At 42.3% G+C, this 23,112-nt stretch carries 20 protein-coding genes; 11 read left to right on the top strand and 9 right to left on the bottom strand.

Annotated elements, in window-relative coordinates; all coding sequences use genetic code 11:
* Nucleotides 1-164 precede the first annotated feature (164 nt).
* Genes ccoP through ccoN form a run of 4 tightly spaced genes read right to left on the bottom strand, consistent with a single transcriptional unit; the run spans nt 165 to nt 3,621 of the window.
* Nucleotides 165-1,313, bottom strand: coding sequence for a cytochrome-c oxidase, cbb3-type subunit III (ccoP, locus tag JMX89_RS10795; protein WP_011513128.1), 1,149 nt, complete (start codon nt 1,311-1,313; stop codon nt 165-167).
* Entirely contained in the window at nt 1,313-1,492 is a 180-nt protein-coding gene (locus JMX89_RS10800) for a CcoQ/FixQ family Cbb3-type cytochrome c oxidase assembly chaperone (RefSeq protein ID WP_011513129.1), read from the bottom strand. The genes ccoP and JMX89_RS10800 overlap by 1 nt, the downstream gene beginning before the upstream one ends.
* Nucleotides 1,492-2,130, bottom strand: coding sequence for a cytochrome-c oxidase, cbb3-type subunit II (gene ccoO / locus JMX89_RS10805; protein ID WP_011513130.1), 639 nt, complete (start codon nt 2,128-2,130; stop codon nt 1,492-1,494). The genes JMX89_RS10800 and ccoO overlap by 1 nt, the downstream gene beginning before the upstream one ends.
* Nucleotides 2,131-2,139: 9 nt before the next feature.
* Nucleotides 2,140-3,621, bottom strand: a complete 1,482-nt coding sequence (ccoN, locus tag JMX89_RS10810) for a cytochrome-c oxidase, cbb3-type subunit I (RefSeq protein ID WP_011513131.1) — start codon at nt 3,619-3,621, stop codon at nt 2,140-2,142.
* Nucleotides 3,622-4,493: 872 nt separating this feature from the next.
* Here ccoN and JMX89_RS10815 point away from each other — a divergent pair.
* Complete coding sequence (locus tag JMX89_RS10815; protein ID WP_133105303.1) at nt 4,494-4,883, top strand: SCP-2 sterol transfer family protein; 390 nt, start codon at nt 4,494-4,496, stop codon at nt 4,881-4,883.
* Between the two features lie 91 nt (nt 4,884-4,974).
* Here JMX89_RS10815 and JMX89_RS10820 read toward each other — a convergent pair whose 3' ends face one another.
* Nucleotides 4,975-5,943, bottom strand: coding sequence for a hypothetical protein (locus JMX89_RS10820; RefSeq protein WP_133105304.1), 969 nt, complete (start codon nt 5,941-5,943; stop codon nt 4,975-4,977).
* Between the two features lie 449 nt (nt 5,944-6,392).
* Between JMX89_RS10820 and JMX89_RS10825 the strand changes: the two genes are divergently transcribed.
* From JMX89_RS10825 to JMX89_RS10835, 3 genes are read left to right on the top strand one after another with little or no spacing between them, the layout of a single operon-like run.
* On the top strand, nt 6,393-7,628 hold the full coding sequence (locus JMX89_RS10825; RefSeq protein WP_201532441.1) for a lipoprotein-releasing ABC transporter permease subunit: 1,236 nt from the start codon (nt 6,393-6,395) through the stop codon (nt 7,626-7,628).
* A gap of 44 nt (nt 7,629-7,672) precedes the next feature.
* On the top strand, nt 7,673-8,353 hold the full coding sequence (lolD, locus tag JMX89_RS10830; protein ID WP_011513135.1) for a lipoprotein-releasing ABC transporter ATP-binding protein LolD: 681 nt from the start codon (nt 7,673-7,675) through the stop codon (nt 8,351-8,353).
* Between the two features lie 58 nt (nt 8,354-8,411).
* Nucleotides 8,412-8,720: a hypothetical protein gene (locus JMX89_RS10835; protein ID WP_133105306.1), complete on the top strand. Its 309-nt coding sequence runs from the start codon at nt 8,412-8,414 to the stop codon at nt 8,718-8,720.
* A gap of 9 nt (nt 8,721-8,729) precedes the next feature.
* Here the strand turns inward: JMX89_RS10835 and JMX89_RS10840 are convergent, their stop codons facing one another.
* Entirely contained in the window at nt 8,730-9,323 is a 594-nt protein-coding gene (locus JMX89_RS10840) for a DUF2062 domain-containing protein (RefSeq protein ID WP_011513137.1), read from the bottom strand.
* Between the two features lie 262 nt (nt 9,324-9,585).
* On the opposite strand from JMX89_RS10840, the gene JMX89_RS10845 reads away from it, so the two are divergent.
* The 4 genes from JMX89_RS10845 to JMX89_RS10860 all read left to right on the top strand — a co-directional run bounded on the left by JMX89_RS10845 (nt 9,586) and on the right by JMX89_RS10860 (nt 15,806).
* Complete coding sequence (locus tag JMX89_RS10845) at nt 9,586-12,564, top strand: ComEC/Rec2 family competence protein (RefSeq protein WP_227673076.1); 2,979 nt, start codon at nt 9,586-9,588, stop codon at nt 12,562-12,564.
* 256 nt (nt 12,565-12,820) lie between these two features.
* The gene (gene sppA, locus JMX89_RS10850; RefSeq protein WP_020443076.1) at nt 12,821-13,876 is read left to right on the top strand and encodes a signal peptide peptidase SppA; all 1,056 of its coding nucleotides are present in this window, start codon (nt 12,821-12,823) and stop codon (nt 13,874-13,876) included.
* A gap of 142 nt (nt 13,877-14,018) precedes the next feature.
* Nucleotides 14,019-14,909 carry an alpha/beta fold hydrolase gene (locus JMX89_RS10855; RefSeq protein ID WP_201551534.1) on the top strand — a complete coding sequence of 297 codons (891 nt, stop codon included), beginning with the start codon at nt 14,019-14,021 and terminating at the stop codon, nt 14,907-14,909.
* A 111-nt stretch (nt 14,910-15,020) separates the two neighbouring features.
* Complete coding sequence (locus JMX89_RS10860) at nt 15,021-15,806, top strand: CPBP family intramembrane glutamic endopeptidase (RefSeq protein WP_263240372.1); 786 nt, start codon at nt 15,021-15,023, stop codon at nt 15,804-15,806.
* 96 nt (nt 15,807-15,902) lie between these two features.
* On the opposite strand, the gene dusA is transcribed toward JMX89_RS10860, so the two are convergent.
* The 3 genes from dusA to JMX89_RS10875 form a co-directional block, all read right to left on the bottom strand.
* A complete protein-coding gene (gene dusA, locus JMX89_RS10865) occupies nt 15,903-16,874 on the bottom strand; it encodes a tRNA dihydrouridine(20/20a) synthase DusA (RefSeq protein ID WP_201551538.1) in 972 nt (323 codons plus the stop codon).
* 150 nt (nt 16,875-17,024) lie between these two features.
* Entirely contained in the window at nt 17,025-18,326 is a 1,302-nt protein-coding gene (locus tag JMX89_RS10870) for an MFS transporter (RefSeq protein ID WP_201551540.1), read from the bottom strand.
* A 199-nt stretch (nt 18,327-18,525) separates the two neighbouring features.
* Complete coding sequence (locus JMX89_RS10875) at nt 18,526-20,226, bottom strand: phospholipase D family protein (protein WP_201551542.1); 1,701 nt, start codon at nt 20,224-20,226, stop codon at nt 18,526-18,528.
* Nucleotides 20,227-20,650: 424 nt separating this feature from the next.
* Here JMX89_RS10875 and JMX89_RS10880 point away from each other — a divergent pair, with 424 nt between their 5' ends.
* From JMX89_RS10880 to recR, 3 genes are all read left to right on the top strand, one after another.
* Entirely contained in the window at nt 20,651-21,919 is a 1,269-nt protein-coding gene (locus tag JMX89_RS10880; RefSeq protein ID WP_133105314.1) for an O-succinylhomoserine sulfhydrylase, read from the top strand.
* 84 nt (nt 21,920-22,003) lie between these two features.
* A complete protein-coding gene (locus tag JMX89_RS10885; protein WP_011513146.1) occupies nt 22,004-22,333 on the top strand; it encodes a YbaB/EbfC family nucleoid-associated protein in 330 nt (109 codons plus the stop codon).
* A 110-nt stretch (nt 22,334-22,443) separates the two neighbouring features.
* Nucleotides 22,444-23,037, top strand: a complete 594-nt coding sequence (recR, locus tag JMX89_RS10890; protein ID WP_020443082.1) for a recombination mediator RecR — start codon at nt 22,444-22,446, stop codon at nt 23,035-23,037.
* Nucleotides 23,038-23,112: the final 75 nt, after the last annotated feature.

Raw genomic sequence — 23,112 nt, forward strand, 5'->3', positions numbered from 1 at the left:
TATTAGGCTACAAATAGTAGTACTGCTAAAAGCCATAATTGATGACAAAGCTTAAATATTTTTAATAAAAAAGAGAGGACTGTAATGACAGACCTCCCTTTATCTAAATCTACTCGTCAATGAGATAGCTGCTAACCAAGTAACTATAGTTAAAATTAACCGTATTAGTTAACCGTCTTCTCTGTACTTACCACTTGTTTCGGCATTGCAGCAGCAACAGAAGTTGCCTTAGCAGCAGGTTGAACAGTTCTATCTGATAATGAATATACGTAGGCAGCAAGCAACATAATACGTTCATTACCTAGCTTGGTTTCCCACTCAGGCATCACACCTGCACGACCATAACGTAATGTTTCTCGAATAGTCTCGCGATCGCCACCATATAACCAGATATTATCTGTTAAGTTTGGCGCACCCGCTGAAATCATACCTTTACCCTCTGGACCATGACAAAGCACACAGTTGGTAGGTTCTTTAAAGATAGCTTCACCTTGAGCAACTTGGGCTTTATCAAGCTCGTAACCAGGTTGGTTACCAGATAGTGACAACACATATTCAGAAACAGCACGAATACCATCTTCACCAAGTTGATCACGCCATGCAGCCATGCCGCCGACTCGACCATTATGTAACGTCGTTAAGATGTTTGACGCTTCGCCGCCATATAACCAATCATTATCGGTTAGATTTGGATAACCTGTAGCACCTTTGGCGTTTGAGCCATGACAGACCGCACAGTTCTGTAAGAATAAGCGACTACCGACTTTTAACGCATTCGGGTTTTCAGATAGCTTTTCTACATAAGGTGATAGTTCTGCAATTTTCTCATCAATTTGAGCTTGCAGATCTGCAGGCGGCTTTTCACTGCGACGCATAGTCGCTTGCATCTCAGATAAGCTGGCTAGGGTCTTAGTAGCACCGCTGGCATCTGCTTTTGCCAAAATGTTTTTCTCAAAGTTATCCGTAAATACTTTGTTGTTACTCTCAAGCTCACTGTAAAGCTCGTTTTTAGAGGTCCATGGCAAAGTTTTGCCATCGACTTCTACAGTTGTGATGCCTTCCCATTTTGAGGGGAAAATACCTGGAAAGAATACCCAGTAAGCAACACCCCAAATGATTGATCCAAAAAATATCACTAGCCACCATTTAGGCAGCGCTTTATCATATTCTCGAATACCGTCGTATTCATGCCCTGTGGTACCATCATCTTCTACTTCTGGTTTGAATTTTAAGACCATTAGTAAAATACCGAGGATAAACGCCCAGCACATGATACTTAGTATAGTTATCCAAGAACTCCAAAAGAATGTCATCATTTATCCTTATCGCGCTGCTCGTCAGACAGAGATTTGATATCCTCGTCATCAAGCGCAAGTTGTGCATCTTCTTCGAAGCGTTTTTTGTTTTTTGGCGAATACGCCCACCATGCAACACCTACGAAGGCAATAAAGGCAGAAACGGTCGCAATTGTTTGTAATTCACCAATACCCATTAGCGCTGTCCTTCCATTGCGGTACCTAACTGCTGCAGGTAGGCAACCAAAGCATCAAGCTCAGTAGCACCAAGCACAGCATCTGGAGCGCCTTCAATATCTTCTTCAGTATAAGGCACACCGAAGCGATCACGGAAGAGACGCATTTTGGCTTGAACATTAGAACCATTCACTTCATTGGTCGCAAGCCATGGGAAACCGGGCATGACTGATTCAGGCACTAATGAACGTGGGTCAATCAAATGTTGTCTTTGCCAATCTTCAGAATAACGTCCGCCCACACGTGCTAAATCGGGACCAGTACGTTTTGAGCCCCAAAGAAAAGGGTGATCCCACGTTGATTCGGCAGCACGTGAGTATGGTCCATAACGCTCAACTTCAGCACGTAATGGACGTACCATTTGGGTATGGCAGACATGACAACCTTCACGAATGTAGATGTCACGACCTTCAAATTCAAGCGCAGTCCAAGGCTCCATAGAAGGGAGAGGAGTGTTCACACCACCTTCTTCAGCACCTCTATAATCGTATATCAGCGGTACAATCTCAACGAGCGTTGCAAAGCTAATAGCGATAACGATACCGATGACCAACAAGCCTGTATTTTTTTCAATAATTTCATGCGGTGTACCAGCCATGATCGCTCCTTATACTTTAGCTGTCGAGATTTGATCGACACTAGGTTCATGATCAGTCGGATCAGCAATGTCTACTGGCTTACCTTCTGGCATCTTGATTGTTCTATAGACATTATATGCCATCACAAACATACCAGATACATACAGAAGACCACCAAACGCACGACCAATATATGGGAAATGCGAGAACTCAACGGTATCAACAAAGCTGTATACCAAAGTACCATCAGGGTTAGTCGCAAGCCACATCATGCCTTGGCCAATACCTGAAATCCACATAGATACGATATAGAAGATGGTACCCGCTGTTGCTAGCCAGAAATGCGTTGTGATCAAGCTGATAGAATACATTTTTGGCTTGTTATAAATACGTGGTAACAGTACATATAGCGAACCAATGGTAATCATACCAACCCAGCCAAGCGCACCTGAGTGTACGTGACCAACTGTCCAATCCGTATTATGCGATAGCGCATTGACTGTCTTAATAGACATCATTGGACCTTCAAACGTCGACATGGCATAGAATGACAAAGCGACAATCATAAAGCGAATGATCGGATCGGTACGTAGCTTATCCCAACTACCTGAAAGCGTTAGTACACCGTTAATCATACCACCCCAAGATGGAGCAAATAGAATAATAGAAAATACCATTGCTAATGACTGCGTCCAATCTGGAAGCGCTGAATAATGTAAATGGTGACCACCAGCCCACATGTATGAAGCAATCAATGCCCAAAAGTGAACGATAGACAAACGGTAAGAATAAATTGGGCGACCAATCTGTACTGGCACGAAATAATACATCATGCCTAAGAAAGCAGCCGTCAAATAGAAGCCTACCGCATTATGCCCGTACCACCACTGCACCATGGCATCGGTTGCACCGCCAAATAGCGAGTAAGACTTAAACGCACTAACAGGAATCGCCATGCTGTTTACAATATGCAGTAGCGCAATCGTAATAATAAAGGCAGCAAAGAACCAGTTAGCCACATAAATATGTGACGTTTTACGCTTAATTAGCGTACCGAAGAAGACAATAGCATATGAAATCCATACCAATGCGATAAGGATATCAATCGGCCACTCAAGCTCAGCGTATTCTTTAGTCGAGGTTAAACCTAATGGTAAGGTGATAACAGCCGCTACGATAACCGTCTGCCAACCCCAAAAGGTAAACCAAGCTAAGTAAGGCGCAAATAATCTTGTCTTACAAGTACGCTGAACGATGTAATAAGACGTTGCGAACAAGGCTGAGCCACCGAACGCAAAAATAACCGCATTGGTGTGCAGTGGTCTTAAACGACTAAAAGTCAGCCATGGAATGTCAAAATTGAGTGCTGGCCATGCTAACTGAGAAGCAATGAACACACCAATACTCATGCCGACGATGCCCCATACCACGGCCATAACCGTAAAGAATCTTACGATAGTAATTTCATATTCACGGTCAATGGGGGCGAGTGCTGTGTTTTGTAAACTCATTGGATGATTCCTTTACAGCCCGAATTATCAACAGAATTAACTAACATGCCATGTCATCTAGATCATGATAAAGATCATAACCAAACAATGGCTTTGGTAAAGGCTGTTTTCACTCGTCTTATCAGGCTGACGGTATTAACTATCAAGCTAAGCATGGTCTAGATATCAGTGATTGCTGATGGGTAGAGAGCAGTACTAAAGCGCACTGCTCGCGAAGCTGATTGATAGTAGGATTGTTAATATGTTGTCAGGTTTAATAAGAAAATGTGCCGTTCTCGAGCATCAAACATCTATTGAGGCTGAGTATTTATCTTAATTGTCACCGCCAAAAGCCGTACAAACCAAGATAGATACTGATGTTCAACCGGTGATAAGAAGGTATCGACCGTCAATGTATGCTAGCGATAGCTGACAAAAAAACATATTTACGTAATGTTTAGTTAAAACTCCCGACTCTGTTTAAGGGTATTGTAACGCAAACCTAATCAAATATCATCAGAACTATGCGCCAAAATACAAACTCTTTAGTAAAATCTTAGCAAGCAACTTATCACTGCTATGCTATCCACTTATTTTATACCCAATTTCATGACTATTCTATAGATGAAAAAAGATAGTATTCACAAGTTTGTATGGATTAACTATGAACAAGGTTTTGTAACAATTTTATTATTTGTTCTACAAATAAGTTTTACTTATTGTAAAGTCGCATCTTATAATGCCACTGAGCAGTATCCATAATAAAGTGCTTATTATATAAAATAGTCACCTTGTAGTAGTAAGTTTTTTGGCATTTAACTGGCTGTTAGGTTAGAGCACGAAAGGTGCTGACCTAGCACCGATTAACAACAATAGGTATTAAGGATAATAATATGGCAGTTTTTTTGACAGATGAATGGTTTGAGCAAGTTGAGCAAATGGGTCAAGAAGCAGGTGAGCTTAATTTGCCGCCCGCACTTGCGAATATGATCGTCAATCTAAAAGTATCTGATAGCGATCAAGACATCGAAGCCAACTTTGCAAACGGTCTATTACATCGCGGCTTAAACGATGGAGCGACCACCACGTTATTGCTTGATCGTAGTATCCTACAATCCATCATCACTGATTTCGATACCAATGAAATCATGGGCGCCTTTATGGGTGGCAAGATTCGTGTCGAAGGCGATATGTCACAGTTGATGGCAGTACAGACGGCTCGTCCAAGTGCTGAGCAAAAAGCGCTTTATAGCAATGTTAAGTCAATGACTACAATGGCTTAGAGTCGTTATTAATTTAATCGTATTTAGATAAATAAAAAGCCCCTAAAATCAATTAGGGGCTTTTTATTTGTCTAAAACAATCTAAATCTGACTAGCTGGCTTTCGATTGTGCTGCTTGCTGATTTTCTTTATAAATGGCCGCTTGTAGCCATACGTTTGCTTGTACGTAATCATGAACGTTAATAGAGGCAGTATCAGATGTTTTTAGCGCCCCAATACGCATCACAAACGGATCAGCATCTTGTTCGCGCAGTACCACCACATCAAACAGAATAATCGTTTTACCATTAAATAGGGTTTCTTGCTTGCCAAGTACTTGACCTTGACACCATGCTTCATCTTCTTGACCTAACGTATCGCCAAACAAATAAGCACACATATGACCCAGATTGATCTCGACCGGCGCCATTTGTTCTTTGGTTTCTGGTTGCCATGCTTTGATTTGTTCTTGTAGGTCATCCGGCATTTTTCCATCGTTTGCCGCAACGATATCATTAAAAGCACGGTGATAACGTATCGCTTCTTGGTCTTCTACTTTGATGACTTCATTTTGTTCACTGATTTTGATCTCATGTGCCCATGCGCTAAAGTTCACAAAATAGCTGGTATCACGTTGGTATAAATGACGGTTAGCCGTATATAGCTGATCAAAAGCATAGATGATGCTGCCATCAGTGGTACGTAAGCGTAATACGGCATCGTGTGAGTTGTCATTGACAATCATACGCTCGATTTTACAGCTCAATCCATATGGGCTATCGACACAAGGATAGGCATTGATAAAGCATTCAGGCTTGCCATCCTTCATTGCCAGTACTTGATTGATATGACAAGGCTGGTTCTCAGATAGCAATAAACAGCTGTCTTTGGCACTGACATCGGTATTAAGGCCTTTAGGCATCGCTGCTTTTTCAATCATCTGTTGTAACCATTCAGGTACATCATGACTCATGTCATCAGTCAGAATACGCCAATGGTCACCGTGACCAGCTGATTGCTCATCAGTTAAGGTGATTTTGGTAGGAGATTGGATGTTTTTATATTGATAATTAATGGTCATGAAAATACTCAAACTTAAGTCAGCCATGAGGTTTGGGTCTGAAACTGTGATCGCTGAGTACCATGTACCACTTGAAAAGAGGGGTTTATGATGGTCAGCAATGCCGTCAGTAAAGAGGCAACAAACAACAATGAGGGGTTAATGACAATTGTCCTTAGCATACAATATATAGGTATAGACACAGAGAATAGCAAGTCTGTTATAAAAAATAATCATAAAACCGCATTTTTTATTATAAAATCTGGACAGTTTTCGGTAATGACTGGCACCTGTTAGCCAAATTGTGTCAAACTAGCTCCCTTTTGACAGCCACATTTGGCTTGTCTTACACCCTGTTTTTGTGTTCGATTGATATGTTTTTGTGGCAGCTGCAAAAGTATGATGCAATTGCCGCTATTTGTTTTGTAACCTACATAAAGTCGCACGTAGATAAGATAAAGAGTTTGAATATGTTTCGTCCTTTAGCGTTATTTATCGGCTTACGGTACACCCGAGCAGAACGTAGTAATGGTTTTATCTCTTTTATATCACTGATCTCAATGATTGGTCTGACGCTTGGCGTGGCAGTATTGATTACCGTACTGTCAGTCATGAACGGCTTCGATCGTGAGCTAAAAACGCGTATTTTGGGTATGGTACCGCAAGCGACTGTCACATCAACCGAGATTATCGGTGATTGGAAGCAAGTCGCTGATAAGATTAAAGAAGATCCGGAAGTGGTTGCGGCCGCGCCTTTTATCCAGTTGCAAGGTATGTTGACCTCGAATGGTCAAGTAGCTGGCATCATGGTGACAGGTGTTGATCCTGAGTATGAGAAAAACGTTTCTATCATCAATGAGCATATGGTAGAAGGCAATATCGATACGCTAAAGAATGGCGAGTTCGGTATTGTGCTTGGTGAAGGTATGGTGCAATCACTAGGGTTGCAGTTGGGTGACAAAGTCACTCTTGTGCTGCCAGAAGCATCACCATCACCTGCTGGTGTGATACCACGCTTTAAACGCTTTACCTTGACTGGTATATTCTCTATTAGTCCAGAAGTGGACAGTCTCATGGCATTTATTCCAATGGGCGATGCGGCAAAATTACTGCGTTTACCAGAGGGCGCCCAAGGTATCCGTATGAAGCTTCATGATATCTTTACAGCGCCAATGGCAGCACAAAAAGCGGCGGCGATTGCGCCAGAGCAATTATATCCTAGTGATTGGACCCAGACGCATGGCAATCTATTTGGTGCTATCCAAATGGAAAAAGCCATGGTTGGCTTGCTACTGTTCTTAATCATCCTCGTGGCAGCTTTTAATATTGTTTCAAGTTTAGTGATGCTAGTCACAGATAAAAAGGCTGACATTGCTATCTTAAAAACTTTTGGCGCCTCACCGCGTCTGATTACCCAAGTCTTTATGGTACAAGGTGTGGTGATTGGTTTTATTGGTACCATTGCAGGTACGATATTGGGCGTGATATTTGCATTAACGGTCAGTGATATTTTGGGCTTTATTAATAATAGCTTTGGTCTAAATTTATTTGATGCCTATTTTGTGAACTATCTACCATCGCAGCTGCGTTTGGCGGATGTGGTATTGATTACCAGTGCGTCATTTATATTGAGCTTTTTGGCGACCATTTATCCAGCACGCCGAGCGGCTAAAATTCAGCCTGCACAAACGCTGCGTTACGAGTAATTTATAGGCGTTAATGCCGTTATAAATAAAATAAAGGAAGCATTATGTCTGCTATCTTAAAAGCGACCAATATTAATAAGATATACGATGAAGGTGCCGTGAGCACCCAAGTCTTGACCGGTTTGGATTTGACTGTCACCGCTGGTGAGCGTATCGCTATCGTTGGTACCAGTGGCTCAGGAAAGAGTACTTTGCTCCATCTACTTGGTGGGCTTGATACGCCAACCAGCGGTGAGGTTTGGTTGCATGGTCAGTTATTAAACAGTATGAATGAGACCGAACGCGGTGCGATGCGTAATAAGCATTTGGGATTTATTTATCAGTTTCATCATCTATTGGCTGAATTTACTGCCATTGAAAACGTTGCCATGCCGCTACTAATGCGCCCAGAAGTATCGACGGCTGAAGCGCGTCAGCAAGCCATCGATATTTTAAACAGTGTTGGTCTTGAACATCGTTTGGCTCATAGACCGGGTGAGTTGTCAGGCGGTGAGCGTCAGCGCGTGGCGATTGCGCGTGCTTTAGTCACCAAACCGTCGCTTATCTTGGCAGATGAGCCAACAGGTAACCTAGATTATGATAACGCACAAAGCGTTTTTGGATTATTATCAGAGCTGCAAAGTACGATGCAAACGGCACTATTGATGGTCACTCATGATCGAAATCTAGCGGCGCTTGCTGATCGTCAGCTGCTTTTACGTAATGGTCATTGGGAAAATTACTAAAATATAATAGAAAAGGATTGCAAGATAGCAGTCTATTGATTGAGTAAGGATAAATATAATGGATAAAGATGACGACCCGATTGCTGCTTTTGGCAGTATTGAAGAAGGTGATGAGCCACTAAACCTTTATATGGATACCGCGTTATTTGATACGCTCGATAAACAAGGTCAAATAGATTTATTGACGCCCGTTTTCGATCGTATTACTTTGGCAGGTGTTGATTTTGATTTAAAGGTTCAAGACAGTGCGACAGGTAAGCGTTATGTATTGCTCAAAAACGAAGAAGTGGTTGAAGTTTTTGTGATGGATAATAAGCTCACTGACAACATCCTTAATGCTATTGAAGCAAATAGAGATGAGGATTGATAGCATTTATTAAAGTTCGGGCGGCTTATCTAAAGAGCTAAGCTGCCTTTTTTGCCAACTCGTGACAGTCTTATAGCGCCAAATGGCTTTAAACGCTAAGCCGCAGACGATGCTTGTAATAATGGCTAAGATAGTCAGACCTAGGCAAAATGCAGTTAAGGACACAGTTCCTTTATAAGTAATAAAGGGGTTGGCGCCGTCCGATATAATCCATAAACTTAAGTCAGAGATCATCCTGCCAATCGTGCGTAAACTAATCATTGGCAGATCGAGTATTTCGGCACCGATATAGTATCCAGCGTAAAATACCGGTAAGGTGGTGAGTGGATTGGTAATCCAAGTTAAGCCCAGTGCCATAGGGACATTGGCACGGAAAATAAGCGCACCAATCAATGCTAATAACATCTGTCCTGGCAATGGAAAAAAGGCACTCAGCACGCCGATATAGACGGCTTTATTTAAGCTATGGCGATTAAAATGCCACAATCGTGGGTCAGAAAGTTGCGGCGCAAACAGTTTTAATGTGCGACTTTCTAACACTTTCTCAGGGGTAGGTAATAAGTCTTTTAAACGTTTTTTTGGCACAGATTTGCCTTTACTCATTGTCTGCAGCCCGCTCAATCATAATAATAGGCAGATAGGCAGTCATGTTATTGATAAAAGTATAGATAAGAATTCTATCAGAAAAACGTAAAGAGAACGTTAGACAATCACCATCCTAGTGTGTGCAATTAGTATAGGATAATATCCGGATAAATACCATGGCTTGATGTAGTGGTATTTAGCGCCAAGGTAATAGAGCAAGCACATTACGGTTTTTTAGTGGATGCTATATATTATTTCAAATATCACGCAAGGAGCACTGGTGTATTGGTTAATAGGTAGCTTTATCATCCTTGCTATGATGGGTGTTTTGGCGGTTGCTGATAGCACGCCTATACCAATAATGCCGCTATTTATGGATAGCGCCAGCACTCCTGTTCTGACTATTTCATTCGTACTTCTTACCTTTATTTTAATTTTGATCAGCCAGTTTACTATCCCGTCAGTTAATCCTATCAATTCCGTAAAAAATACGTCTCATCACTCTAGGTTTGCTTCTCGTATTCTCTATTTTATATCAATCGCTATACTAGCAAGCACTTTGGTTATCGGCAGTGGTTTGAAGGCACTAGTAAGTCATCAACAAGCAGACGATCAAAAAATTACTGAGCCAATGCGTGTGCAGGCTTTGGTTCATATAGAGGGAATAAGCGATAGTGTGTATGATGCTGGTACCGATACTGGCTATCGGCAAGTGGCGATCATCAGTCAAATATTGCCATTGGTTTCTGAGCTGACAGCGCAAGACTTGAATAGAGTGACAGCGGAATATGGAGCAGGGCTAAATAATAGCCTAAGCGGCAATGATATCAAGTATGAGTCTTCAAATGCCATATCTTCACATCAAAACACACTTGCTGAAAACGCTGTTCAAGATAAGGTATACCGCGTCCTACTCAATGCTTATCCAAAAAATCCAGCCAAACAGTCATCTAAGACTAACTCTCAGAAAAAATCTAAGAAAACAGAAAAACAAAGTCAGATTGCTGACTTAAATCATTTGCAGCCGGGTGATAGATTGTTTATGACCTTGACGCTGGCACCGCTTGCTACTTCTGAGCAAGTATCAAATAACCCATCAGGGTTTGATAGTTATCGCTGGCTACGTAGTCGGCACATTGACGGCGTTGCCAATATACTGGCTACCAGCAGCGCGATTTTGCCATCCAGTCACCCACAGTCACATTCAAATTCACATTTACTCTCTTCTGATTCTTATTTAACACGGTTGCGTACTGCTATTGACCAAGGGCGTTGGCAATTACGTCAGCACTTTTATAAAGATTGGGCTACAAATACTGCTGCAGAGCAACAAGCAAAAGCGGTCACATTAAGCTTGCTGACCGGTGATCGCAGTTTAATTAATCGTGAGACCAAAGATCTATATCAGTTGGCTGGCATTTCACACTTATTAGCAATATCGGGTACGCATGTTTTGTTTTTAGCGATTGTGCTGGCTGGTATAGTTATTCTACTAGCTAATCGTATGTATCCCGCTTTATATCGCTATATTCCGCGCTGGCACGTACGTTGGTGGGTGATGATTAGCGCCGCATTTATTTATGCATTGTTTACAGGGTTTGATGTGCCCGCTGCACGTACCGCATGGATGCTACTGGCAATTGGTCTGACAAGACTAACTTTATTACCTGTCAGTACCATGCGCGTATTATTTGCTCTGGCAGTACTGATGGCATGGCATGACCCTTATGTATTATGGCAAGCAGGTTATTGGCTGTCCTTTATTGCCGTGGCGTTATTGCTTAAATATGAAGATACCTCACAAAATCAGCTATTAACATCAAACCAACCCTCTACTTCCTATGACAAATTACTCAGACGTCTATGGCTAAGTTTTAAGCGCTTATTTAAGTTACAGTGTTGGCTGTTCCTCGCTCTATTACCTGTAACGTTGTTGCTCTTTGGCAAAACCTCATTATGGGGGTTAATCGTAAATCTTTTTGCTATTGTCTTATTTGGTTGGATTATCGTACCGCTTAATTTATTGGCTGGGCTTTGCTATCTCATATTGCCGTCTGTAGCTGATATTATTTGGATGTTAGTCACTGCGATTGTCAGTAACCTACACGAACTGATAGGATGGCTAACGGCAATGCCTGTGCTATCAGATGCGTGGCTTTATACGCCCGTCAATGCCGCTATTTTGCTTATGGCATTATTAACCATGTTACCTTGGTTGCTACCTCGCGGTCTGATCAGTCGTTGGCTAGTATTGCCACCGCTCAGTCTTTTGGTAATGACGGTATATGCCAATCAGCAGTCACTGACTACGACACCCACTCTATATATATTGCCAACGGGTGATCATTATATAAGTGCCGCTTTATTACAATATCCGGTCGTCAATGATAAAGATGCCAAAAATACCAGCTGGCTGTTTTTGGCAGATCATAGACCCAGTAATACTAAAATTAAGACCATGCCTAGCAATCTGACGGCAGATAAATTCTCTGCCATGTTAGCGCAGCAATTGGGTAGCTTATCTGTCAACAAGCTAGAGGGCATCGTCGTACAAAGCAGTAGTAGTGGCGTGACTGATTCACGCGTTTACGATAAAAAGAGCAGCGCAGTGGCTCCTAATGATTCAGAGCTCTTACCCATGATAGTCGCTCAACTCAGTCAGAGATTGCCTGTGAGCCAATACTGGCAAGCAGGACATAGTGAGCGTTGGTCTGCGCTGTATCAAGCTTATAAAGTTACTACGGACTCTCAAAAGACGGCAACTATCAGCGCCCAACGTTGCGAATCCGGTAAAATATGGCAGCTGCCAAATGGCAAATTAACGTTGCAAGCAATCACAGGCTGGAGCAAGATAGATGATGCTAGTGTTTGGGATTGTACTGTGGCTATTGATAGTAGCACGCCCATACGAGTACTCAAGTATCAAGCAAATGATCCTCTCAAGTCATTACCTGCTAACTCACAAACACTTATGTCAAAAAGCAAACCACTACCTGACCAAGCAAATATGTCGCAATCGCGGCTAATTTTGAATGCAGATACGCATGAGCGAACTTGGCAAATGTGGTCGTTACTATGCTCGGCTGATTTAACCAATAGCAATATAGCCATGAATCATACGATATGGCTGGGTCACAGTACCTCACATATCTCGAATGAGGTAATCAGCCAGCAACAAATAGATGAGATAATCACCTATGATAATAAACCGTTAGAAGTTGCTTTATCTTCTGATGCGCTATTCAAAGAGGGTGATTAAGAATTGTTCCAATATCAATAATGTTGCAGATGTTATTGGGAACTCCTAATATCTAGTGATAGTGTTTTATTTGTGATATCACATTTATAAAATACACGTATTTCACAGAGATGCTATTGAACCACGAGTAAAATGGCACCATACTTAACCACCTATTCATACAGAAAACTTAAACAGTAAGAATCTCGAATTTTCTGTCGTAAGTTTATATAATCTGTCTTTTATCGTTTTACATTGTTTCTACTTAGGAAGTTATATGCCCAACTGGCCGCCAGACCCTAACAAACGTCCTGATAATTCGGCAAATCAGCCAGCACCGATGCAGCAGTCAAACCAGCCGAGCGGGCAAGAATGGCGACTGATTGAAAATACTTTATTAGCAAGCGTGGTCGAGCAACGCCGTGCCCGTCGTTGGAGTATTTTCTTTAAGCTACTGACCTTTGGCTATATTTTATTGATATTTTTGACGATTGGTCGTAGCTGTAGTACTGAAGCACCCACTGGTCTTGATGGTATAGATACCAGTAAGCCGCATTTGGCAGTGGTTGAGCTTCAAGGAACTATTAGCAGTGGTGATGTCGCTAATGCTTATGATGTCAATGATGCGCTCACACGCGCCTTTAAAAACAGTAACTCAAAGGCAGTGGCGCTCGATATCAACTCACCGGGTGGTTCGCCTGTACAGTCAGATGAAATCTGGCAGACTATGATGGATTTGCGTAAAGAATATCCAGATAAAAAGCTTTATGCAGTGATTGGCGATATGGGTGCTTCTGGCGCGTATTATATCGCATCAGCGGCTGATGAGATTTATGTCAACCCATCAAGCCTAGTCGGTTCGATCGGCGTCATTATGCCAAGCTATAATGTAAAAGGCTTGATGGACAAGGTCGGCGTAGAAGATCGCACCATTACAGCAGGTGAATATAAAGATATCTTGAGCCTGTCACGTCCCCTAACGGATTATGAAGAAAAGCATGTTGAAAAAGTGCTAGACAATACTCATAAGCATTTTATCAATGCCGTAAAAGAAGGTCGTGGCGATCGTTTAAAAAATCCTGAACAAAATAAGCTGTTTTCGGGACTGTTTTGGACAGGTGAGCAATCTATCGAGCTTGGCTTGGCGGACAAAAAAGGCAGTATCTCAAGTTTAGAGAAGCAGCTTAAATTAAATAACGTGGTTAATTATACGCCAAGTGATCCGTTCCAATTATTTATGGATCGCTTCGCCGTTAAATTGGGCGCAGGTGTGGGTTCAAGCATCAATCTTGATCTCTTGCCATCAGAAGAAGGCAACGCGCAGATGCGTTAATAGACTTTAATTTTTAGCGTTACCGTGTATGATTGTTAAGGCTGAGCGTATGATTACGCTCAGCCTTATTTATGTGTCGCTATCTAGCATTTAAAACCATAAATACAATACAAACCATTATAACAACTAATGAGAATGTGTCATGAGTGAAGTCAATTTGCAGTCTTTTGCGTCCTTACCGATATCGAAAATAACCCAAAAACCAGTCATCCATTTTGCTCATGCCAATGGAATGCCAAGTCCTGTCTATGAGCCGTTTTTTGAGAAATTGGCTGAATTTTTTACTATTGAATATATCTCCATGTTAGGCGATACGCCTGATTATCCGGTCGATAACCAATGGCGAAGTCTCACGCAGCAGATTGTCGATAGCGTCAAAGATACCTGTAAAAAACATGGCGTTAAGCAAGTCGTAGCCGTCGGGCATTCGCTTGGTGCCATGTGTACCTTGCAAGCGTTGTACCGTGCACCTGAGTACTTTTCGCAAGCCGTTCTGATGGATCCACCATGGATTTATGGCAAAGTTAGCTTGCTATGGCATCTTGCCAAGACAGCAGATCGATTGCCATTGATGAATAATCGTTTGATGGATAAGCTATCGCCAGCTGGCGTGTCTAAGCATCGCCGTGACGTATGGGATAGCCGAGAAGATGCGTATGACAAACTGCGCCATAAAGGATTTTTTAAAGATTTTACTGAGCGCAGTTTTCAAGGTTATATTGAGCATGGTCTGCATGAGCGTGCCGATGGTAAAGTTACCTTGGCGATTCCAAAAGCCAGTGAAGTCGCCGTCTTTCGCACCAACCCTTCTTGGTATTGGTTGACCCCAAATCGAGCCCCTAAAGTGCCAGTTACCTTGATTATTGGTGAGGACAGTATCTTTTTAAAACGTCGATTCCCGCAACAAATAAAGTCGCGCTTACGTATTCCTTATATTACTCATGCGGGCGGTCATATGTTTCCACTTGAGCATCCAGAGTCTGTGTCAGAGCAGGTATTAGCATTGATTGAAAAACAGTTATCTGCCAAATAACAACAGACTTTGTTTTTAATCAATTTCCTTACGCTAAACTGATTGTCTTTGTGAGCAGTTTTTAAGTAATGCTTCAGTATCTTTTCGAGTAAACCTATTATGTCAATGCGAATGCCAAATAAGAGCACCGCTGAAAACAACAAAGTTGTCATACATCCTCAGCCTTTATTCACATGCTTAGGCACTTTACTGCTTATCATAGGCATGGTGGTTTTTTTCTTTATCAGTCAATTGATCGGGATTTACATCGCTGGCAAACTGGTATTACCAACTGCCAAAAGCGCAACGGTCGGCGATATTTTCTTTTTTGGCAGCAATGATGGAACGGTTGTCAGTATTTCTATCATGATAGGCTGCGTGTTATTAGTGGCAATCAGTGCGTTGGTTATACGCGTGAGAGGCGGCAATTTAAAGCAGTATTTGGCATTAAGACCGTTCTCATTGGCGGTCGGTATGGGCATGATAGGGCTGCTGTTAATATTTATGATTGGCAGTCAGGCATTGACGTATATGCTTGATAAATCACCGTTGGCGTTTGTAGATCCTTTATATCAGTCTGTCAGCTCAGTATGGCTACTTATTTTTGCGATGGTTATCGTCGCGCCCATTTATGAAGAACTCATATTTCGTGGCATATTGTGGTCGGCGATTGCAGAGCAATTCACCTCGCCACCTGATACAGAATATCGCGGGGCAATCGTAGCAAGTCTAGTGACCAGTTTGATATTTGCGGTCATTCATTTGCAATATGGAATTTACGAGATCAGTACCATCGTGGTGTTAGCATTACTATTTTGCTATGCGCGTATCAAATCAGGCTCGCTGATATTGCCCATGTTATTACATATTATAAATAACGGCGCGGCTATGTGGCAGTATTTGGCGCAAGTAGCATAAAGAATAACAGTGAATATCTGATAATTAATACTTACGCCGTATGCATTGTTATTTAATAGTAGGTTTCATCAGGCATCAGGCATCAGGCATCAGGCATCAGGCATCAGGGTTAAGGGCTAATACTTCAGTCGCCGCGTGCTTGATATCATCGATGGTCAATTGAGGCTTACCGCTCAATGCTTGACGCCATTTGCGCGCACCCATCAGCCCTTGAAATAATCCTAAATAGTGCCGAGTCATCGTTGGAAGCGCTTCCCCTTTAGCTATTTGCTCCTCTAAATAAGGATACAGCTGCGCTAGTATATCTGAACGCCTAGGAATAGGGTCGTCCCATAAGCTATTAGCTTCGGCAAGCAGATACGGGTTATGATAAAAGGCACGTCCTATCATGACGCCATCGATATGCTTAAGGTGTGCCTCAATATCAGCGATGCTCTCAATCCCACCATTAATCTCAATATCAAGCGTTGGGAAATCTTGTTTAAGCCGATAAACATCCTCATAGCGTAGCGGTGGTATTTCACGATTTTGCTTTGGGCTCAAGCCTTGTAGCCACGCCGTACGCGCATGAACGATAAAGCGTGTACAACCACCTGCTGCCACTGTCTGCACAAAATCCGCCATAAATTCATAACTGTCAAAGTCATCAATGCCGATACGATGTTTGACCGTCACTGGGATATCGATAGCTGCTTGCATATGCTTGACCAAATCTGCAACCGTATTGGGTTCTGCCATTAGGCAAGCACCAATCTTATTATGCTGTACACGATCAGAGGGGCAGCCCACATTAATATTGACCTCATCATAACCATACTGCTGAGCAAATTCTGCACACTGCGTCATCTCAGTTATATCTGCGCCACCAAGTTGCAGTACTAGAGGGTGTTCAAGGTCATCAAAGCGCAGATGCCGCGCGCGATTACCATGTATCAGCGCGCCTGTACTAATCATCTCAGTATACAAATAGACATGTGGGTTAAAAATACGGGCAAAATAACGATAATCTGTAGTCGTCCAATCAATCATAGGGGCAACCGAAAGACGTTTGTTGGTCATATCAACCATAGTGGTTAAGCCTTAATTTTTTAGAAATTTTTAAAGATGTATATGCTAAATGCTTATGGTGTATGCGCCAGTTTGCGAATCACTTATAAGGGCTTGTGAATCTATAATCAATAGGCGGATAAAACATCAGCCTATTTGGATAAAATATTACTAAATGACCTGATTGATTCTTTTGAGTTCAGGCAGATTATAAAAATAAATCCCCATAATTATGGCAATAAAACCGATAAAGACGATATAGAGTGCAGGAGAAAAGCTCACATATAAAGTGGCGTAGCCAAGCCCGAACGGTATCAATACCCCAACAATACCATAAGTGACATTATAGCAAAAAGCCATTCCGGTGAGTCGCACATTGGTAGGAAATAGCTGAATCAAGATGGCAGGTATCATGCCGACAATACCCGCACAAAACCCCAAAAGCGCATACATAATAAGGATATAGTCGCCACTAGCCTCTAAATGATAGAAGAAGGCGAGCATTTGAGCGATCAAAATAATAGAGCCTATCATCAAGATTTTGCCAAAGTTCTGATGGTTAGAGATGATGCCATAAAAGACACAACCAAAAATCATAAAGACGATGCCAAGACTGTGCGAGAATCCAAACAAGTCAGTATCAAGTGTAAAACGTAATTCAATCAAATCAGGCAGTAAAATAACAACGACTGTGGTAATACTTGAGGCAATTAAAGTGAGAACAAGACCAATAAAGATAGCATGTTTACAATGCTTAAATAGGGTTGTAAAAGGCTTAGCAACATAATCACTGGGTCTTGAACTTTTCATCTGAGTGAAAAACGGTGTTTCTTCTATCCATCGCCAGGCAAGGAGCGGTAAGACCGTCAGGATAGCTGCGATAAAGAAGGGCAAACGCCAGCCATAATCTGCCAATTGCTCAGTGGTCAACGTACTGTTTAACCAGAGAAAAAAAGCATTAGAAAATAAAACGCCCACAAAAAAGCTTGCAGTAACGTAGCTACAGCCTACAGACAGATATTGGCGCGGCACGTGCTCTGCGACAAACACCCAAGAAAGTGGCACATAAAGACCGTATGCCATGCCATGTATGATTCGCAAGACGATAAACAATGCTGGCGCTGCCAAACCCCACTGTGCATAAGTAGGTAGGCACCCCATCGCGAATAAGCTTGCTGCCGTGACCAAGATACTAATCAATAATAAAGGCTTGCGACCTTTGATATCGCCATAACGTCCAAAGATAACACCACCGAGTGGACGTGCAACATAACCAATGGCAAACAGTGCAAGTCCCTGTATCTTTGCAGTGTTGGGATCGGAGCTGACAGGAAACATAGTCGCTGCCATCACCTCTGCAAGATAAAGATATATTAAAAAGTCAAAAAATGCTATTGCACTGCTATAGCAGGTAAATAAGACCATATTTCTATCTTTAGACGTCATGAGTGCATATTGAGAACGAGAAGGCATAATAGGTCGTGCATCCACATATTAAGGTATTCGTTAAGAGGGTTATTATCTAAATAACTCTCTATAATAAAAAACGACAAACCATCATTGCTAATGATTCATCGTAGAAATAAGGGTGTTCGGGTGAAATATGGCTATAAATTCAAAGTTAAGCATTGAGCCTAAGCTTTACTCAACTTCCGCCTTTATCGGCAAATACCTATAGAAGCCAATCAATAGGTAGCCATGACATGATGGTCAGCCAAACGTGGTCGCTGATATCGACGCGCGGCTCTGAATCATAAATGACTTTCTTATCTTTTTCCATGGTATGCCATTGTAAATCACCGTTTTCTAGTAACTTCACTTCATACGCTTGGTTTAGTAAGTCATCGCTCAATGCACCATGCAACTGAGTCGCAAGCTCCTCATCATTGATAATCACGCCCATCTCAGTATTGATATTAGCCGAGCGCGGGTCAACATTATATGAGCCAATGAATACTTGATAGTCATCAACGGCGAAAGCTTTTGCATGTAAACTGGTTGAAGATTGGCTACGCGCTTTCCAAAGTTTGTTTTCGCGCTTTTCTTCAGAAGCGGTTGATTTTAGCTCATAAATCTTGACTCCCGCGCGCAGTAAACTAGGACGCCATTGGCTATAGCCAGAATGTACTGCCGTTACGTCGGTTGCATCAAATGAATTGGTGAGAATTTTGATTTCGATACCAGATTCTGCTAATGAGACCAACGTATTAACACCGTCTTTGGTCGGTACAAAGTAGGAGGAGATAATAGTCAGTTTCTTTGATGGACTACCAAGCAAAGTGCGCAGCTGATGCACCAGATTGGTGTCTGCTGGCACGGTTTTGGTCAATTTGCCGACGTCATCACTCAAGAACTGCATGTCCGTCCAGCGAAACGGCACTCGTTTATTAATCAAATCCGTATCGATAGAGGAGTCTTCAATGGCTGCTTTATACACTGATAAACTGCCACTGCTACTACTTTTCTCATCGGCTTTTAACTTATCGAGCCCTTGTACGAAGTCAGTCGTCTCTCCTTTATCAAGAGTCGCTAAGGTTTGAATATCGAATGATATTGGTGCTGACCAGTAGCTGGCAAAGCTATTGTCAATATCTGCCACCACTTTACCAATCAATAGTACATCCAAATCTGCGAACTGACTGCTTTTATCATTGCTTAGGTATTCATCACCGATATTACGACCACCAATGATGGTGATTTGTTTATCAAAAATCATGCTTTTATTGTGCATGCGTCTATTGATACGTGGCAAACCGGTGACAAAATTTAAAGTCTGAAATTTACGATGCATGAGTGGATTGATAATACGCACAGCAATATTAGGGTGACTGGCAAAACGCAGTAAATGCTGATCAAACTTAGCATTATTATTAAAATCATCGAGCAGTAAACGTACAATCACGCCGCGTTCCGCCGCATCCCATAAGTCTTTGAGCATCAGCTGACCGGCTTGATCATCGTGCCAGATATAGTACTGGGCATCGATATTGCGCGTTGCCATACCTGTCAATATACTGCGTGAGGCAAAAGCATTGGCGCCCGTCACAATTGGATGATAGCCTGATAAATCAGGGTGAATCTCACTCTGTTGACTGATGGCAGCAACCAAATCAAGACTATCCGTGTTTGGGGTAGCAAGGTCTGTGCTGACAGTCGTAGTATTTATAGGATCGCCCTCTTTTTGGGCGTCTTTTTCTATTTCAGCTTGTTTGCTGATGTCCGATTGGTATAAAGCATTGACCCGTGCAGATAGTGCTTGGCTTTCAGGCAAGTGCGGCTGCTTGGGTAAGCTTTGGCATCCACTAAGACCTAAGGTGAGACCGAGTGTCAGGCTCAACGATAAGTTGCTGGGTTCTATACTGAACATCGACATAAATAAATTACCTTAGTGAGCCTTTATATAATGGAGAAGTTGCCAAAAAATATGTATGGATTTCTTGGTGGTTTTGCAGATAATAACACTGATTATAAGGCATATGATAATATCGCCTAAGGCAAAGTTTAAATCGCCGCTAAGCTTATCAGGTGTCGGCATCTGTGCCTATTATAAATACGTTACTTTTATAAAATATTGCCTGTATTAGATATTGTTCTTATTGGATCTAGGTAGCACAATTTTTGCTTCTTATTTCTAATAAGTGATACGTTAGGCAAAATAATGGACAGTCAGCGCTGAAAACTGCTGCTTTGAAGCTGCTGCTTGGAATAATTTATCATGATATGATAACGCGAATGCGTGATGTTTATAATCAAAAATAAACGCTATTATAAATAACAATCAAGGCAATGGAAACTTTATGAGTCAACCGCAAAATAAAGACAATATAAACGGCTTGGATGCAAACTGGTGCAATGATGCACTGGATTTAGAACTCGATTATGGTATGCAAACCATTGCAGTACGTGCAGGTCAGCATCGTACCGATGAGGGCGAACATTCAGAAGCTATTTTTACGACCAGCTCTTATGTATATAGCTCAGCAGCTGATGCTGCCAGTCATTTTGATGGCACTAAAACGGGCAATGTCTACTCACGTCATACCAATCCAAGCGTACGTACCTTTGAGCGCCGTTTAGCAGCACTTGAAAATGGTGAGCGTGCAGTCGCAACAGCCTCTGGCATGGGTGCGATTTTGACCATGTGTTTGGCGTACTTAAAAGCCGGTGACCATTTACTTGCTGCTAATCAGCTATTTGGCTCCTCTATTGGTCTGTTTAATAACTATATGGCAAAGTTTGGTGTAGAAGTCAGTTACGTTGATTGTTTCGACAATGACGCATGGGCAAATGCTGTTCAACCAAATACCAAGGTGATTTATTGCGAAAGCCCCAGTAATCCATTGGCACAGATTTGTGATATTGGCTTTTTAAGCCAGCTATGTAAAGCCAATGATATACTCTTGGTCGTTGACAACTGCTTTGCCACCCCAGCTTTGCAACGTCCGCTTGATTTGGGTGCCGATGTGGTGATTCATTCTGCAACCAAATACTTAGACGGTCAGGGTCGAGTACTTGGTGGCGCGTTAGTCGGTAGCGATAAGCTGATGCAAGAAGCGTTTACCGTCATACGTTCAGGCGGTATCAGCATGAGCCCTTTTAATGCTTGGGTCTTTACCAAAGGACTTGAAACACTTAAATTACGTATGCAAGCGCATTGTAGTAATGCCAATCAAGTGGCAAAGTTTTTGGTTAATCATCCCAATGTCAGCACCGTACACTTTTCAGGCTTGAGCGACCATCCATCGCATGAGTTGACCAAACGTCAGCATCATATGAAAGACGGCTTTGGAGCAATTATGGGTTTTGAAGTGCAGCCATCAGAGACGCGTGATTCAAAATCTGCCGCATGGCATGTCATTGATTCAACTCAAATGGTCTCTATCACCAATAATTTGGGTGATGCGAAAACAACGATTACCCATCCTGCAACAACGACCCATTTTCGTTTGAGCGCCCAAGAGCGCGCAGAAGCAGGCGTAAAAGACGGTCTGATTCGTCTGTCGGTCGGTCTAGAAGATGTAGAAGATATCATCAAAGATTTGGCGCGTGGTTTAGACAGTTTGTAAAGATAACGGTATAATTGCTATTAGTATTTTATTTTTTATTATCAAAACCCCCATTATTTATTATTAAAAAACCAAGAGGCAACTATGAATATCCAAGCATTGATGCAACAAGCACAAACCATGCAAAAGAAAGTCGAAGCAAACGTCGAAAATGCTAAAAAAGAGCTTGGCAATAAAGAAGTGCATGCAGAAGCGGGCAGTGGTCTGGTAAAAGTAACCATGACGGGTCGTCATGTGGTTAAGCGCTTGACCATTGATCCAAGCTTATTAGAAGATGAGCCAGATATGATCGAAGATCTTATCGCTGCTGCTATCAATGACGCGGTGCGCCAAGCAGATGCGCTATATGAAGAAACCATGGCTGGTGCGACTTCAGGTATGGGCTTGCCACCAGGTATGCAAGGCATGTTCTAAGTAGCTGGTTCTTAAACGCTAAAGGCGACATATTAAAGAAAAATGGGGTTGTTATCGACATGATACGACCCCATTTTCATAGCTATGATTTATAAACAAAGGACATCACTTTGCTGACAGCCAAATTTGATCAGCTGGTCAAACAGTTGCGTATCTTGCCGGGCGTTGGTCAAAAAAGCGCTCAACGTATGGCGCTGCATCTGCTCACCAAAAAACGCCCACAAGGCATGGCACTTGCTCAAGCGCTTGATGAAGCGATGCGTGATATCGTCGAATGTCAGCGCTGCCATAGCTTTAGCGATGAGGCTGTTTGCCCATTATGCCAAGATCCTAGGCGTGATGATGCATTGCTATGCGTGGTTGAGACTGCAGCTGACGTGATGGCGATAGAGCAGACGGCAGGCTATCGTGGGCGTTATTTTGTGTTAGGTGGTCACTTATCACCGATTGATGGCATTAGCGCCGATGATTTAAATATTGAGCAATTGGTCTGGCGCGTCAAGCAAGAGCCTGTTGAGGAGTTGATATTGGCGACTGGGACGACAGTTGAGGGGCAAACCACCGCGCATTTTATTAGCGAAGCGGTCAGCCGTCATGTCAATAAAGTCACGCGTTTGGCGCAAGGCGTCCCGATGGGCGGTGAGCTTGAGTATCTTGATAGCATGACGCTAGGACAAGCGATGCAAAACCGCTCCTTTTTATAGCCATCTTATCTTTATCGTATTAAAATCTTGCGCATTTTGTTCGATGATGTGGTTATAATTGCTTTTATTATTTTC

It is taken from the genome of Psychrobacter sp. DD43 (genome assembly GCF_904846555.1).
Lineage (GTDB): Bacteria > Pseudomonadota > Gammaproteobacteria > Pseudomonadales > Moraxellaceae > Psychrobacter > Psychrobacter cryohalolentis.

Bases quoted from the DNA above. Each gene is read 5' to 3' on its own strand.
- sppA (WP_020443076.1), top strand. From the start codon at position 12,821: ATGCCCAACTGGCCGCCAGACCCTAACAAACGTCCTGATAATTCGGCA.
- JMX89_RS10860 (WP_263240372.1), top strand. From the start codon at position 15,021: ATGCCAAATAAGAGCACCGCTGAAAACAACAAAGTTGTCATACATCCT.
- dusA (WP_201551538.1), bottom strand. From the start codon at position 16,874: ATGGTTGATATGACCAACAAACGTCTTTCGGTTGCCCCTATGATTGAT.
- JMX89_RS10880 (WP_133105314.1), top strand. From the start codon at position 20,651: ATGAGTCAACCGCAAAATAAAGACAATATAAACGGCTTGGATGCAAAC.
- JMX89_RS10800 (WP_011513129.1), bottom strand. From the start codon at position 1,492: ATGGGTATTGGTGAATTACAAACAATTGCGACCGTTTCTGCCTTTATT.
- ccoO (WP_011513130.1), bottom strand. From the start codon at position 2,130: ATGGCTGGTACACCGCATGAAATTATTGAAAAAAATACAGGCTTGTTG.
- JMX89_RS10820 (WP_133105304.1), bottom strand. From the start codon at position 5,943: ATGACCATTAATTATCAATATAAAAACATCCAATCTCCTACCAAAATC.
- lolD (WP_011513135.1), top strand. From the start codon at position 7,673: ATGTCTGCTATCTTAAAAGCGACCAATATTAATAAGATATACGATGAA.
- JMX89_RS10840 (WP_011513137.1), bottom strand. From the start codon at position 9,323: ATGAGTAAAGGCAAATCTGTGCCAAAAAAACGTTTAAAAGACTTATTA.
- JMX89_RS10835 (WP_133105306.1), top strand. From the start codon at position 8,412: ATGGATAAAGATGACGACCCGATTGCTGCTTTTGGCAGTATTGAAGAA.
- JMX89_RS10870 (WP_201551540.1), bottom strand. From the start codon at position 18,326: ATGCCTTCTCGTTCTCAATATGCACTCATGACGTCTAAAGATAGAAAT.
- JMX89_RS10885 (WP_011513146.1), top strand. From the start codon at position 22,004: ATGAATATCCAAGCATTGATGCAACAAGCACAAACCATGCAAAAGAAA.
- JMX89_RS10815 (WP_133105303.1), top strand. From the start codon at position 4,494: ATGGCAGTTTTTTTGACAGATGAATGGTTTGAGCAAGTTGAGCAAATG.
- JMX89_RS10855 (WP_201551534.1), top strand. From the start codon at position 14,019: ATGAGTGAAGTCAATTTGCAGTCTTTTGCGTCCTTACCGATATCGAAA.
- JMX89_RS10825 (WP_201532441.1), top strand. From the start codon at position 6,393: ATGTTTCGTCCTTTAGCGTTATTTATCGGCTTACGGTACACCCGAGCA.
- ccoN (WP_011513131.1), bottom strand. From the start codon at position 3,621: ATGAGTTTACAAAACACAGCACTCGCCCCCATTGACCGTGAATATGAA.
- JMX89_RS10875 (WP_201551542.1), bottom strand. From the start codon at position 20,226: ATGTCGATGTTCAGTATAGAACCCAGCAACTTATCGTTGAGCCTGACA.
- ccoP (WP_011513128.1), bottom strand. From the start codon at position 1,313: ATGACATTCTTTTGGAGTTCTTGGATAACTATACTAAGTATCATGTGC.